Source organism: Salinisphaera sp. LB1 (genome assembly GCF_003177035.1).
Taxonomy (GTDB): domain Bacteria; phylum Pseudomonadota; class Gammaproteobacteria; order Nevskiales; family Salinisphaeraceae; genus Salinisphaera.
Map to the genome: position 1 here is coordinate 1,391,217 of NZ_CP029488.1, position 13,001 is coordinate 1,404,217.

Below are 13,001 nucleotides of genomic sequence, written 5' to 3' on the forward strand. Positions count from 1 at the left end.
GCCGTTTTCATCCGGCGCCGCAAGCCCGCGGCCGCGCGGATCAGCCGAGCCGGCGGCGTACGAACGCCTGGGCGAAACCCAGCGTCACCAGTGCCATCACCGCCATGGGCCAGGCCTCGGCGAATACCACCGCGGGCGGCAACGCCTTGACGAAGCAGCCCTGCACGATCACGAGGAAATGCGTCAGCGGCAGGGTCTCGGCTACCCACTGCAGCACCCGTGGCATGTTCTCGACCGGCGTGGCAAATCCCGACAGCACCACCATCGGTACGGCCACCGCAAAGGCGCCGAGGATCGCCTGCTGCTGGGTCCGGGCGATCGCCGAGATCATCAACCCGATCCCGACCACCGACAGGATCAGCAGCCCCAGGCTCATCAGCAGCAGCACGAACGAGCCCCGGAACGGCACGCTGAACAAAAACACATCGACGCCGATCATGACCAGGCCGAGCAGCGTACCGATCAGCAGTGCCGGGACGGTCTTGGCGATGATGATTTCGGACGTCGGGGTCGGCGAGACCATCAGCTGGTCGAAGGTGCCCAGCTCGCGCTCGCGGGCGATCGACAGCGCGGTCACGATCAGCGCGATGATCGTGGCGAGGATGCCGGACAGGCTGGGCACGACATACCAGTGGTAGATGAGATTGGGGTTGAATCCATGACGCACGACCGTCGGGTCGCGCGCGTGCGAACCGCCGGCAACGAGCACGGCCCCGGTCCGTGCAGCGATCTCGTTGAGATAACCGAGCGTGATCCGGGCGGCATTCGCCTGCCGGCCATCGAGAATGACCTGCGCGGTGGCGGTTCGCCCGGCGACGACATCACGCGAGAAATCCGGCGGGATCTCGATGGCCGCAATCACCCGCTCGCGGTCGATCAGCGCGCGGCGCTCGGCCGGGCTGTGCACCATGACCAGATGATCGACAAAGCCGGCCGCGCCGAGCTCTGCCAGCAACTCGTGGGAGGCGCGCCCGGTGTCGCGGTTGTAGACCGCCAGATCGACGTGGTTCAACTCCAGCGTTGCGGCGAAGGAAAAGATCAGCAGCTGCATCAATGGCGGCACGATCAGCACGATACGACTGCGCGGATCGCGTAGGAGGCTGAGCAATTCCTTGATGATCTGGGCCCGAAGCCGGGCATGGCACAGGCGCCGCATCACCGGTCCAGACTCTTGTGCGTACGGCGCAGAGCGAGACCGAAGAACACCGCGCCGATCGCGAGCATGGCGGCGAGATCGCGCAATAGCAGGGGCCAGACGTCGCCGGCCAGGAATACCGTCTGCAGCGCGGTCACGAAATAGCGCGCCGGCACGATGCAGGTCAACAGCCGGATCGGCCACGGCATGGAGTCGATCGGGTAAATGAAGCCCGACAGCAGAAAGGCCGGCAGGAAACCGGTGAGCAATGCCACCTGTGCGGCCACGAACTGGTTGCGTGCCAGCGCCGAGATCAACAAACCCTGACCGAGGGCGGGCACCAGAAACACCATCGACAACAGCAGCAATGCCAACGGCGAACCGCGCAGCGGCACGTCGAACACGAATACGGCGAGCAGCGTGGCGACGAGCGTGGCGGCCAGACCGAGGGCGAAATACGGCAGCAGCTTGCCAAGCAGGATCTCGGCCACCGAGGCCGGCGTGGACATGATCGCCTCCATGGTGCCGCGCTCCCACTCACGGGCGACCACCAGCGCCGTCAGCAGGGTGCCGATGATTGTCATCACGATGGCAATCGCCCCGGGAATCAGGGCGCGCCGGCTGTCGATCTCGGGGTTGAACCAGAACCGCGGCACCAGCGTGATCGGCGGCGGCTTTGCAGCGGCCCCGGGTTGCCGCGCTTGCCAGTCGCTCACCACGCCGCGGGCATAGTTGGCCACGAAGTTCGCCGTGTTGGGGTGCGAGCCGTCGGTCACGATCTGAACCCATGGCCGGCGCCCCTGCGCCGCCAGGCGTTGCGCGAAATCCTGCGGGATCACGACATAGCCGCGCAGCGCGCCCGAAACCAGTTGCGCGTTGGCCCCGCGCCGGTCTTGCAACATGCGGACGCGAAAATAACGCGTGCCGGCGAAGGCCGCGGCCAGCGACTGGGCCGGCGCGGCGTCGGATTGCAGCACCACACCCATTCGTACGCCGCGCACATCCAGCGATACGGCGTAGGCGAACAGGAACAACAGAACCACGGGCAAGACAAAGGCGATCAGAATGGTCGAGGGGTCGCGCACCAGCTGCAGGCTTTCCTTGCGCACCAGGGCTGTCAGCCGGCGCCGGTTGAAGCGGCGCGGCGCGGCGATCGACCGGCCGCCGGGCCCGACGCGCCGGGCCCTCATGACCTCGCGGCCCGCGCCGCCTCATCCTGCGCATCCGCGGCCTGCACGAGATGGATGAACGCCGCCTCCATGCTCGGATCGGGGCAGGCGGACGTCGCCGCGGCGCGCTTGAGTGCATCCGGGGTGTCGAGCGCAATCAAGCGGGCCTGATACATCAGGGCGACGCGGTCGCAGTATTCCGCCTCGTCCATGAAATGGGTGGTCACCATCACGGTCACGCCGCGGCGCACAAGGCCGTTGATGTGGGTCCAGAATTCGCGCCGGGTGATCGGGTCCACCCCCGAGGTGGGTTCGTCGAGAAACAGTACCGGCGGGTTGTGCATCAGGGCGCAGGCCATCGCCAGGCGCTGCTTGTAGCCGAGCGGCAGCGACTCCGGCGCCGCGTCCAGATACGGCGCGAGCTGGAAGATCTCGATCATTTCGGCCGTGCGTTCGCGACGGCGCGCGCCGTCGAGGCCATACACCCCGGCGAAGAAATCCAGGTTCTGGCGCACCGACAACAGGCCGTAGAGCGAGAACTTCTGGGCCATGTAGCCGATCTGGCTCTTGGCCGCGCCGGCCGCCCGGCGCAGGTCCAGACTGGCCACGCGCGCCTCGCCGCGGGTCGGCTTGAGCAGACCGCAGAGCATCTTGAAGGTGGTGGACTTGCCGGCGCCGTTGGGCCCGAGCAGACCGAAGATCTCGCCGCGGGCCACCGCGAAGCTGACGTCATCGGTGGCGGTGAAGTCGCCGAAACATTTCGTCAGCCCCCGGCAGGTCACCGGGTGCGGCTCCGCCCGCGTCACCGGCGCCATGCGGGCGGCCAGCGCCGACGTGCCACCCGGCCCGCCGCCGAGCAGATCGACGAAGGCATCCTCGAAGCGGGGCGCGACCGGAGCGATGCGGGCGCCTGCCTTGCGCGCGAGGGTGTCGATCGGGTCGCGGGCCGCGCCGTCGCGCAGCACCACGCGCACCGCGCTGCCCTGAATCACGCCGTCGCAGACCGAGGCCAGATCGAGGGCCTCGGCCAGCACGGCCCGTCGTTCGCCGGCGGCCCCATCGATACGAAAACTGCGGCCCGTCAGGCGCTCGGTCAGTGCCTGTGGCGGGCCATCGTAGACCAGCTGGCCGCCGTTGAGCAGCAACACCTGCCCACAGCGCTCGGCCTCGTCCAGATAGGCCGTGGACCAGACCACGGTCATGCCCTCGCCGGTGAGCGCGTCGACCATGCGCCACAGATCCTGGCGGCTGAGCGGGTCGACGCCGACGCCCGGCTCGTCGAGCAGCAGCACCCGCGGCCGGGCCATCAGCGCACAGGCCAGGCCCAGCTTCTGTTTCATGCCGCCCGAGAGGTTGCCGGCCAGGCGTGTGGTGAAGGGTTCGAGCCGGGTGAACGCCAGCAGGCGTTCGAAGGTGTCATCGTGTGCCGTCGCCGTCAGCCCGCGCAGCTCGGCGTACAGGCGCAGGTTTTCGCGCACCGACAAATCTTCGTACAGCCCGAAGCGCTGCGGCATGTAGCCGGTGACCGTATGCACGGCCGTGTTGTCGGCCACGACATCGCAACCGGCCACGACCGCCCAGCCCGCGTCGGGCGCCATCAGCCCGGTGAGGATGCGCATCAGCGTGGTCTTGCCCGCGCCGTCGGGCCCGACCAGGCCCGTGAGCCGACCGGGGCGGATGCGAGTATCGAGGCCGGCCAGCGCCACGGTGTCGCCGAAACGCTTGCTCAGACCAATGATCTCGATGCCGGCATCGTCGGCCGGCGGATCCGGGCGCTCGGATGGCGATTCGACCATGTCACGGTCCCTTGCCGAGAACATCGACGGTGACCGGCATGCCCTGGCGCAAGCCTTCGTCGGCATCGGATACCACGATGCGCAGCCGATAGACGAGATCGGTCCGCAGCCGGGCCGTCTCCACGGTCTTCGGCGTGAATTCGGCCTGCGACGCGATGAAGCCGATGCGCCCGTGGTACACCCGTTTCGAAGAATCGGTCTGTAGTGTTACTGCCGCCCCCGGGGCGATGCGGCCCAGATCCGGCTCGTCGACATAGGCGCGCACGTAGACCGGATCGCGCAGGTTGAGCGTCAGTACCGGCGTGCTGGCGCTGACCATGCTCCCGGGCTCGCGTACCCGCGACAGTACGGTGGCCGCGGCCGGGGCCAGCAGCCGGGTATCGCCGAGCGCGGTCCGGGCCTGATCACGGGCCGCCCGCGCAGCGGCGAGCGTGGCCTGCGCCGCGGCAATGTCCTCGCTGCGGGCGCCGGCCTGCTGCAACGACAGCGCTTGCGTGGCCGCGGCCAGCTCGGCGGCGGCCTGATCGCGGGCGGCGCGCGCCGCGTCCAGATCGCGCTGGGCCGCGGCGTGCGATGCCCGCATCAACCGCTCGCGGTGGTAGTTGCGCTTGGCATTGCGATAGCCGGCCCGCGCCCGCTTAACCCCGGCCCGGGCCTCGGCGATCCGCTGCGGGCGATTGCCGGCCTGCAGTTTCGCCAGTACGGCCGCGTCGGCCCCGACCGCTGCATTTGCTTTGGCCAGCGCCTGGCGGTAAGGCTTAGCATCGAGTTCGGCGACCTGCTGACCAGCCTTGACCCGATCGCCTTCCTCGACCGCGACCGATACCAGACGACCGGGTTGCCGAAAGGCCAGCTCGACCTGGCGGATGTCGACATTGCCATACAGACGCAGTCCGCGATCGCCGTGCCCGGGCCAGATCCACCAGAGCAGGCCGCCCGCGCCGACAAGCAACACGGCGATCAACGCCAGCGCGGCGCCCAGACGCCAGCGCGTCATGAACCGGGCGCCGCCAGCAGCGCCCGCAGGTTGCCGTGCAGACGGGCACGAATCGCCTCGACCGCGCCCGCGTCGATGTCCGACCAGGCCAGCGCCCGCAATACCCCGGCCCGCGCCACGCGGAACACCAGAATCTGGCCGAGCACGGTGAACGCCAAAAGCCGCGCCTCCGGTGCCGGCATGGATCCGCGAAGCCGCCCGATCAGACGCGCGACCAGGGTCAGCAGACGGTCCATGAACCCGCTGTAGAGCACGTCGAACGCCTCGGTCGGCTGCTGTTGTTCGCGGATGATCAATTGGGCCCAGGCATCCGTGCCCGGATCGGTCATCAGATCGAGCAAGCCGTCCGTCAAGCGAAACAGCGCACGAAATTCGTCCTCCCGCCCGCGTCCGCCGGGTGCGGAATCATGCAGGGCGGATTCCACGAGCGTCATCTCGGGATCGAGCCGAGCCCGTACCTGCCCGGCAATCGCCACGAACACAGCCTGATACAGCCCCCGCTTGTGGCCGAAGTGATAACCGATCAGCGATTGATTCACCCCCGCCCGGATCGCCAGCGCGCGCAGGCTGACCTGGTCGTACCCCGCCTCGGCGAACGCCGTCATCGCGGTCTGCAATACCGCATCGCGGGTGAGGTCGCCACGCGTCAAACGATGGGAGGCCAGCCTATTCATGTCGTGTGATGAAACGACCCCGTGAATCGGTCAATCGAGCAATGAGCCCGAATCCTACGCCCGCGCCCGAACCCGGTTGTTGAGTCAGATCAAAACGGGCGCGTCGCGCCCTAGTTCGCTACGGCCGCAGGACAGCCGCCGCGCGCGCGGCGAGGGCGTCGACGCCAATCGATGTGTTTTAAAAGCGTTCGTTTATCGTGTGCTTCGCGTTATCCATTCGTTTTTATGTCGTAAATTTAATTTTCCATTCAGGTTCAAAGGTTTTCCGCCGATACAACAGTGCGGCAAAGTGGCCGCGAACCATTCGAACAGGAGTACCTGATGAGTATTACCGCGACCGGAAGCAGCCAGTTGGCTGCTCAGGCCCAGATGCAGATGCAAATGCACTCGGCCAACGAATCCCAGGAAGCGCCCGGCACCCGGGACCACGACGGCGATTCGGACAAGCAGGGCGCCCAGCCCGCCCAGGCCGCTTCGACGGCCGGCCCACGCGTGAACGCCGCGGGCCAGAGCATCGGCCAGCACATCAATGTGACGGCCTAGCCAACGGCTCGGGACCGCCCGCCGCTGCGGCGGGCGGTTCTGTCGTGCCGGCGCGATGAAAACGCGGCGATGCGCTGCTGGGATGACAGCCTTCGATGGCCGCGCCTGGCTGGTGTTCCGGCGATACCGGCACCGCCCCCCACGGCGATGAGCCACGGCTGCCGGCCGCTGCCGGTTGACGGGAAAACGGGCTACACTCTGTGCACCGAACAGGTACTCACGCCTTTCAATACCGGCCAGGCCAGCATGGGCTCCAAGCAGAAATCACAACAGAAACTGCCGCGGCAGCGCCTGAAGTCCATCAAGGACACAGCGCGCGGCAAGACAGGCGGGCCTAACAGGGCTAACCGCCAATTCAAGGGCTACCGCTGAGCGGGGATGCCGCAGCGATTTATCCCGGCTCACCGGGTGCCGCCTGTTGCCATCGGCCGTCTCGCCGGTGTGATCCCGCTGCCGCCATCGGGCCATGACCGGATAGACTGACACCGCGGAACCACTCTGTTGCCGCGGCAGGTCGACGGCTTGCAATACCTTCGACCCGACATTCATGCCCGGCTCGCAACATCCCGCCGGGTCAGCAAGGAATGCCCATGCTCAAACACATCAATCCCCTGCTGACGGGGGACGTGCTTGCCCTGCTCGCCGATATGGGCCATGGCGACGAACTGGCAATTGTCGATGCCAATTTCCCGGCCGACGCCCTGGCGAAACGCCTGGTGCAACTCCCGGGCATCTCGGCCACCGATACGCTGTCCGCCGTGCTCAGCCTGCTCCCGCTGGACGACTTCGTCGCCGCACCCACGGCGGCGATGGACGCGCCCGATGGCCGACCCGCGCTCTACACCGAATTCGACCGCATGCTGGCCGCGGCGGAGGGTCGGCAGATCCCGATCGAATGCATCGATCGCTTCGATTTCTACGACCGCACCCGCGCAGCCTACGCGGTGCTCGCCACCGGTGAGCGGCGGCTGTACGGCAACATTATCCTCAAGAAGGGCGTGTTGCGGATCTGAGGCGAGTCCTCCGCGCCGAAAAGGGCTGTCCGGACAGGGCCCCCGATAACCCGGGCGCAGACCACGCCCAGGCGGGCGCCGGCCGGCACATGCGTTCAATGGCCGGCCGGCGCCCACCAGCGCAACAGGCCGGTCAACACCGTGCCCAGCCCGACCGCGAACCAGAGACTCTGCAGACCGAAGCGCAGATACGCGAAACTGCCGAGCACGGTACCCGACAGCAGGCCGACCCAGAGCAGGAAGTACCAGACCCAAGCCCAGCGATCGCCACCCAACAGGACGCCCATCAGCCGCTGGCCGAGCTTGACCAGCGTGCCGGTCATGTAGGTCACGCCCAGGCTGACCTCGCCATTGCGCTCGAAGACGGTGTTCTCGGCCCCCATGGCCAGCGCCATGCAGACGACCGCGCCCCAGATCAGGCCGGCACCGGCAAAGCCGGCGGCCAGCGCCAGCAGACCGGTCACCAGCGCCATCACCGCGGACCGGCGCCAGGCCCCGGTCCGATGATTGACCAGCGACCCGATCATCACGCCGAGCACGAACAAAGCGATGACCACGGCCGGTACGAACGCCGTCGACAGACTGCGCACGGCGCCGACCCCGAGCCGCGTGGTATTGCCGCTCATGAAGGCAATGAAGTACCCACCCAGCGTCATGAAGCCCAGGGCGTCGACATAGCCGGCCAGGCCCGTCAGTGCTATGGCAATCGCGCGCTCGCGTCGACGATGAGTGATCACGGCTTCGAGGATATCCGGACAGGGAGCGCAGACTATACGAAAGTCGGGGCCCGGCGGGCGAATCGGTTGCGCCGCCGCCATCCGATTGCGCAACGCCGTCCGCGGCGCCGTCAACACCCGGGCGGGCATCTTCCCGGACCAACCTGCCACTCGCCACATCCCGTGCGAAAACCGCCAGGGTCTGTTGCCGTTTCGTCCGAGTCCGCGCCAAGCGCTGTTTTGCGGCAAGACGAGGCGTAGCGAATGTGGCGTAGTCGTTCTACGCGAGAGAGCTACAACGCTGGATTGCCGTCGTGTCGTCAATCATTGGGCGCTTGTCCCGAAGGGTTGGGCCGCCCATAAAAAATTTACTAGGGGCGCCCTGCGGCGTTGCGAGTCTGGGTCGTGGCACGCCACGACGCGGCGACTCGCGCCTTGCCGGACACGATTTGCGGTCTCCAACGCGGCGCTCGCACGAAGCGGCAGCAGGCCCTAGCATTCGCCAGAAGCGATCGATAGCGGCCGCCCGACGCGATTCCATCGGGCCGCCGGACTCATTGCTGTGGAGTTCCGATGCGTTATCCCATGCCGGCGACAAGTCTCGATGCCCCCCATGCGGCAACACTCGAGATACAGAAAAGCCGCTTCATCGGCTGGTGTGCCGGCATCGACGGCGTCGACGACGCGCACCGGCTGATCGCGCTGGCACGTCAGCGCTATCCCGACGCCTCGCATCATTGCTCAGCCTGGATCGCCGGCGCCCCGGGCGACGATCGGGCGATCGGGTTCTCGGACGATGGCGAACCCGGCGGCACGGCCGGCCGGCCGATGTATCAAGTGATCGAGGGTAGCGGCCTCGGTCGCATCGCCTGTGTCGTGACACGCTATTTCGGCGGTATCAAGCTCGGCACGGGCGGCCTGGCGCGCGCCTATGGCCAGACGGTCAGCGCGCTCGTCGCCGACCTGCCGATACGGGAACACGTGCCAAGGCGCCGACTGTCGCTCGACCTGACCTTTGCCGACGAGCAACCCGTGCGGCGCTGGCTGGACGAACACGAGGGCCGGATCATCGACGCCCGCTACCATGCCGGGGGCGTGACGCTGGCGGTGGATTGGCCCCGGGACGCCGATACCGATTTTGCCGAACTCGACGCCCGGCTGAGCGGCCGCCTCGCGCTGAACGACGACACCGCCGGGGAATGAGCCGGCGCGCAACACACGCGGCCGGCCCCGGGCCATCAACCGCGCGCGGTGACTTCCAGCAGGTGATAACCGAACTGTGTCTTCACTGGCCCCTGAACTTCGTTGAGCGGGGCGCTGAACACCACGTCGTCGAACTCGCGCACCATCTGGCCGGGGCCGAATGTACCGAGCTCGCCGCCCTTGCGGCCGGACGGACACGTCGAATGCTCACGCGCGACTTCGGCGAAATCGCCGCCGTTTTCGATCTGTTGCTTGAGTTCGACACACTTGTCTTCGCTGTCGACGAGGATATGACGGGCACTGGCCTGGGCCATGGGAAAGCTCCTGCTTTGAGAAATCACGGACCGCGCATATTACGGCAATTTCAGAACCGTCGGCGGGCGAGCTCCGATTTGAGCGGAGGTCTGCAGTTCAGCCCGCGTCCGAACGCCGGGCATAAAAAAACGGGCTGCTTGCGCAGCCCATTTTTACTTCAAATTGTTCTGCGCCTTAAAGCGGGACGACGCTCGTCGCGCAAGGGCCTTGCTTGCCCTCACCGACTTCGAATTCCACTGCCTGTCCGTCCTCGAGCGAGGCGAAACCCTGCATTTTTATTTCCGAATGATGGACGAACAGATCTTTGCTGCCATCTTCAGGAGCGATAAAGCCGAAGCCTTTCTTCGAGCTAAACCACTTCACTGTGCCTTTGGCCATAATTTACTCTTGGTACTACGATTTAATAAGTGCAGCTGCCTGCGCGACTACGCATACGCGTCACGACACCAACACACGAGCACCGATGTCGTGAATCGGCCGGATCATCGGCTCATGGAGCCGACGATCCACGCTCCGGCAGCGGCGGAATGGCCTAAAAATAAAAGAAAAACAATATCTTGAATAGACACCCGAGGGCGCATGGTCCAGCGCCAACCGGCGCCTCATCCGATTGAATATTTTTTAGCCTGCGCCCATCCTGCGTGATTTTAGCGTTTCGGGCGCGCGTCGACCGGCTCAGGGCCTAGTCCAATAGGGCGACGGGGTCTGCGCTGGTCTGGTGCCCGCTCAGCCCCGCCCTTCGGGGCGCACACCGTCCTATTGAAATCGGCTCTTAGCGGCGTGCCTCGGCCAGCTAGAGGTAGAGCGCGTTGACGAAAGCCTGACGTTCCTTCTCGCCGAGCACCCACGGGCCGGCCCCGTGAATACCGCCGGCACGCAGCGTGTCCATGAAATCGCGCATGGTGTGTTTGGCCGCGATATCATCGGCCGAATACATCTCGCCGCTCGGGCTCAGGGCCTGGCCGCCGGTGGCGATGACCTCGGCGGCCAGCGGAATATCGACCGTAGTCACCAGATCACCGGCCGCCATGCGCTGGACGATCTCGTTGTCCGCCACGTCGAATCCGCTCGCGACCTGCACCGCCTGGATCTGCGGCTGGCGCGGCACCTGCAACGGCTGATTCGCCACCAGCGTCAGCGGCATCCCGGTCCGCTTGGGAGCCCGAAATAGGATCTGCTTGATCACCACCGGGCACGCATCGGCATCGACCCATATCTGCACAACCGGCTCCACGTTGAGACGCGACGGCGACCGTACCCGTTTACTCCCCGCGCCGGATTTTCGAATGACCGGCGCATCTTACTATTCCCGGCCAGCGGTGATGCGCCGCCCGGGCGGGCGACCACGCGAGTCGCCGCTCGCGCACGCGGCAGGTCCCAAAGTAGTCGAATCGCGCCGATCGACCGGCTCGTGCGGCCCGCGTTTGCATGGCGGTTCTGCATCGACCCGACCACGACAAGGAGCCTGTCATGCAGATTCAGCAACGACTCAAGACGCATTCGACCCCCGTCGACTTCAGCGAGGAGCTGGCCGACTGCATCGCCGCTTGCCTGAAATGCCGCCAGTGCTGCTCGTCGGTATGCGCCGATGCCTGCCATCGTTGCGCCACCGCTCGCGACGAGCTGCTCAGCCGCCCGGAAGACTAGGGCGTGTCTTAGAGTTACGCGACCAGCAGTACAACCGGCCCGCGGCGTTTGCTTTCGGCGCCGTGCTGCCATCCGACGCCGTGGGATTCACACGCTGGCGCCCGACCGGCGCGGTCGCGGGGCGCAACCGTGGGCCGTTGTAAACCGTTTCGACTGCCCGGCGACGCCCATGATCGCTACCGGCATTGATGCCGATTAGCCTATGTTTTTCATGGACTTGGCCGGTCTTATCACGGCCGAACAAAAGCGACGATGGGGATCGGTACTCATTTTGCCTGTCATCGGAATCGACGCCACCCGGCTCGCACCTGCCACTCCAGGTAACTGATATTTATAAACGTTTCTATCGCGCCCCGCGGCGGAGAGGCGTCGGTCTTTATTACGTCGCCAACCGTCGGCCTCGCGGCTTTGGCACGGCGGATTGACGCCAAGCCGGCGCATCGGGGGCTTGGCATAACCGTTGCTAGCCAGCCTTGGGGCGCTATCTTGGGAGCCATCGTGTGGAAGTCGTCTTTGCAGGCCGTGGGTCAGACATTGTGGTCGCTCCCGATCGATCGAAGTACTGCCCCGCAGCCCACCGTTCACGGAGCGGGCAATTCCCCGGCCGCTATACAGCACGCACGCCCCGGGCGTGACAATCGCATCGACACCCTGCGCGGTCTGCTGCTGGTGATCATGACGATCGACCATCTCGGCGGGCCACTATATGCCATCAGTTATTCGCCGCTCGGATTCGTGACCGCGGCCGAAGGTTTCGTCTTTCTTTCCGGCTATATGTTCGCGCTCGCTTACGTTCTGCGCGCGCCCGACCTGCGTACGCTGCGCCGTACCTCGATCCGCCGTGCGGCACTGATTTATCGCTACTACATCGCCGCGCTGGGGCTGCTCGTCGGGTTGACCTGGTTATTTCCGCGGCTCGGCGTGTACTGGCATCTGGGCGGAACCATGCACCATCCGTGGGTTTGGAATCTGCTGTCGTTCGCGATGGTCAACCAGCCCGCTTATTTCGATATTCTGCCCATGTACGTGGTGTTCGTGCTGGTCACGCCGTTTGCCGTGATGGGCATCCGGCGCGGCTATACATGGCTCGTGGCAGCCATGAGCATAGGCACGTGGGCGCTCGGCAGCCTGCTGCATCCCAGCGAGTCGCTGACCGCGTTGTTGACGGGCGACTACCGCGCCGGTCATTTCAATCTGCTGTGCTGGCAGCTGCTGTGGATGCTCGGGCTCATGTTGGGCTGCTATCGCGATACCGTGCGGCGTGCGCTCGGCCGGGTGCCCCGCTCGGCGTGGTTGGCGCTGCTCGTATTCCTCGGCGCCCTGTGCCTGGCCCGCCACGACCTGCTCTCGATCGGCCTCTCCGCACAGGACCCGGCGCTCGACAGCACAAAGATGGGTTGGCTGCGATTGTTCGATACACTCGGCCTGCTGCTGCTCACCGCCGGGCTGTTGCGGTTCGCGTCGCGCACGGCCCGGGTGCCGTGGCTGGATTATCTCGGCCGTTCGTCGATCCAGGTTTTCACGTTCCAGGTGTTGCTGGTCTATCTCGACATGGGCATCGGCTTCCGGCTCGACGAGCTGGGCAGCCCAGCGCTGCACGTCGTGTATACCCTGGCCTGTGTCCTGACCCTGACGCTGCCCGCCTTCCTCCATCATCGCCGGCGCCTGCGGGTGCGGGCCTGAAGCATAGCGCGCGGGAAACGACGAATTACCGCGCGCTTCGGCGACCCGCTGGGCACGCCCGGACGGGCGGCCGTGCCCGTGCGTGGCGGGGCGGTGGCCCCGGTGGACAC

At 66.2% G+C, this 13,001-nt stretch carries 15 protein-coding genes; 6 read left to right on the forward strand and 9 right to left on the reverse strand.

The window, feature by feature from the left end:
* Positions 1 to 40: 40 nt before the first annotated feature.
* From SALB1_RS06310 to SALB1_RS06330, 5 genes are read right to left on the reverse strand one after another with little or no spacing between them, the layout of a single operon-like run.
* The gene (locus tag SALB1_RS06310) at positions 41 to 1,156 is read right to left on the reverse strand and encodes an ABC transporter permease (RefSeq protein WP_109993093.1); all 1,116 of its coding nucleotides are present in this window, start codon (positions 1,154 to 1,156) and stop codon (positions 41 to 43) included.
* Complete coding sequence (locus tag SALB1_RS06315) at positions 1,156 to 2,325, reverse strand: ABC transporter permease (protein WP_109993094.1); 1,170 nt, start codon at positions 2,323 to 2,325, stop codon at positions 1,156 to 1,158. Before SALB1_RS06315 ends, SALB1_RS06310 begins: the two co-directional genes overlap by 1 nt.
* Positions 2,322 to 4,100 (reverse strand): ATP-binding cassette domain-containing protein, encoded by a 1,779-nt coding sequence (locus SALB1_RS06320; protein WP_109993095.1) that lies wholly within the window; start codon positions 4,098 to 4,100, stop codon positions 2,322 to 2,324. Before SALB1_RS06320 ends, SALB1_RS06315 begins: the two co-directional genes overlap by 4 nt.
* Before the next feature lies 1 nt (position 4,101).
* Complete coding sequence (gene hlyD / locus SALB1_RS06325) at positions 4,102 to 5,097, reverse strand: secretion protein HlyD (protein WP_109993096.1); 996 nt, start codon at positions 5,095 to 5,097, stop codon at positions 4,102 to 4,104.
* Positions 5,094 to 5,771, reverse strand: coding sequence for a CerR family C-terminal domain-containing protein (locus SALB1_RS06330; protein WP_109993097.1), 678 nt, complete (start codon positions 5,769 to 5,771; stop codon positions 5,094 to 5,096). Before SALB1_RS06330 ends, hlyD begins: the two co-directional genes overlap by 4 nt.
* A 321-nt stretch (positions 5,772 to 6,092) precedes the next feature.
* Between SALB1_RS06330 and SALB1_RS06335 the strand changes: the two genes are divergently transcribed.
* From SALB1_RS06335 to SALB1_RS06340, 3 genes are all read left to right on the forward strand, one after another.
* Positions 6,093 to 6,314, forward strand: coding sequence for a hypothetical protein (locus tag SALB1_RS06335; RefSeq protein WP_109993098.1), 222 nt, complete (start codon positions 6,093 to 6,095; stop codon positions 6,312 to 6,314).
* A 147-nt stretch (positions 6,315 to 6,461) separates the two neighbouring features.
* Positions 6,462 to 6,686 carry a hypothetical protein gene (locus SALB1_RS18700; RefSeq protein WP_145961253.1) on the forward strand — a complete coding sequence of 75 codons (225 nt, stop codon included), beginning with the start codon at positions 6,462 to 6,464 and terminating at the stop codon, positions 6,684 to 6,686.
* A 218-nt stretch (positions 6,687 to 6,904) separates the two neighbouring features.
* On the forward strand, positions 6,905 to 7,327 hold the full coding sequence (locus SALB1_RS06340; protein ID WP_109995303.1) for an RbsD/FucU family protein: 423 nt from the start codon (positions 6,905 to 6,907) through the stop codon (positions 7,325 to 7,327).
* A gap of 95 nt (positions 7,328 to 7,422) precedes the next feature.
* Here SALB1_RS06340 and SALB1_RS06345 read toward each other — a convergent pair whose 3' ends face one another.
* Complete coding sequence (locus SALB1_RS06345) at positions 7,423 to 8,064, reverse strand: YoaK family protein (RefSeq protein WP_109995304.1); 642 nt, start codon at positions 8,062 to 8,064, stop codon at positions 7,423 to 7,425.
* Between the two features lie 552 nt (positions 8,065 to 8,616).
* On the opposite strand from SALB1_RS06345, the gene SALB1_RS06350 reads away from it, so the two are divergent.
* A complete protein-coding gene (locus SALB1_RS06350) occupies positions 8,617 to 9,246 on the forward strand; it encodes a YigZ family protein (protein ID WP_109993099.1) in 630 nt (209 codons plus the stop codon).
* A gap of 35 nt (positions 9,247 to 9,281) precedes the next feature.
* Here the strand turns inward: SALB1_RS06350 and SALB1_RS06355 are convergent, their stop codons facing one another.
* The 3 genes from SALB1_RS06355 to SALB1_RS06365 form a co-directional block, all read right to left on the reverse strand.
* Positions 9,282 to 9,560: a peptidylprolyl isomerase gene (locus tag SALB1_RS06355; RefSeq protein ID WP_109993100.1), complete on the reverse strand. Its 279-nt coding sequence runs from the start codon at positions 9,558 to 9,560 to the stop codon at positions 9,282 to 9,284.
* A 175-nt stretch (positions 9,561 to 9,735) separates the two neighbouring features.
* Positions 9,736 to 9,939: a cold-shock protein gene (locus SALB1_RS06360; RefSeq protein ID WP_109993101.1), complete on the reverse strand. Its 204-nt coding sequence runs from the start codon at positions 9,937 to 9,939 to the stop codon at positions 9,736 to 9,738.
* 415 nt (positions 9,940 to 10,354) lie between these two features.
* Positions 10,355 to 10,783, reverse strand: a complete 429-nt coding sequence (locus SALB1_RS06365; protein ID WP_109995305.1) for a YaiI/YqxD family protein — start codon at positions 10,781 to 10,783, stop codon at positions 10,355 to 10,357.
* 248 nt (positions 10,784 to 11,031) lie between these two features.
* Here SALB1_RS06365 and SALB1_RS18990 point away from each other — a divergent pair, with 248 nt between their 5' ends.
* Together SALB1_RS18990 and SALB1_RS06375 are read left to right on the forward strand one after the other, a co-directional pair.
* The gene (locus tag SALB1_RS18990) at positions 11,032 to 11,208 is read left to right on the forward strand and encodes a hypothetical protein (protein ID WP_158590650.1); all 177 of its coding nucleotides are present in this window, start codon (positions 11,032 to 11,034) and stop codon (positions 11,206 to 11,208) included.
* A 498-nt stretch (positions 11,209 to 11,706) separates the two neighbouring features.
* The gene (locus tag SALB1_RS06375; RefSeq protein WP_145961254.1) at positions 11,707 to 12,891 is read left to right on the forward strand and encodes an OpgC family protein; all 1,185 of its coding nucleotides are present in this window, start codon (positions 11,707 to 11,709) and stop codon (positions 12,889 to 12,891) included.
* The last annotated feature ends 110 nt before the right edge of the window (positions 12,892 to 13,001 follow it).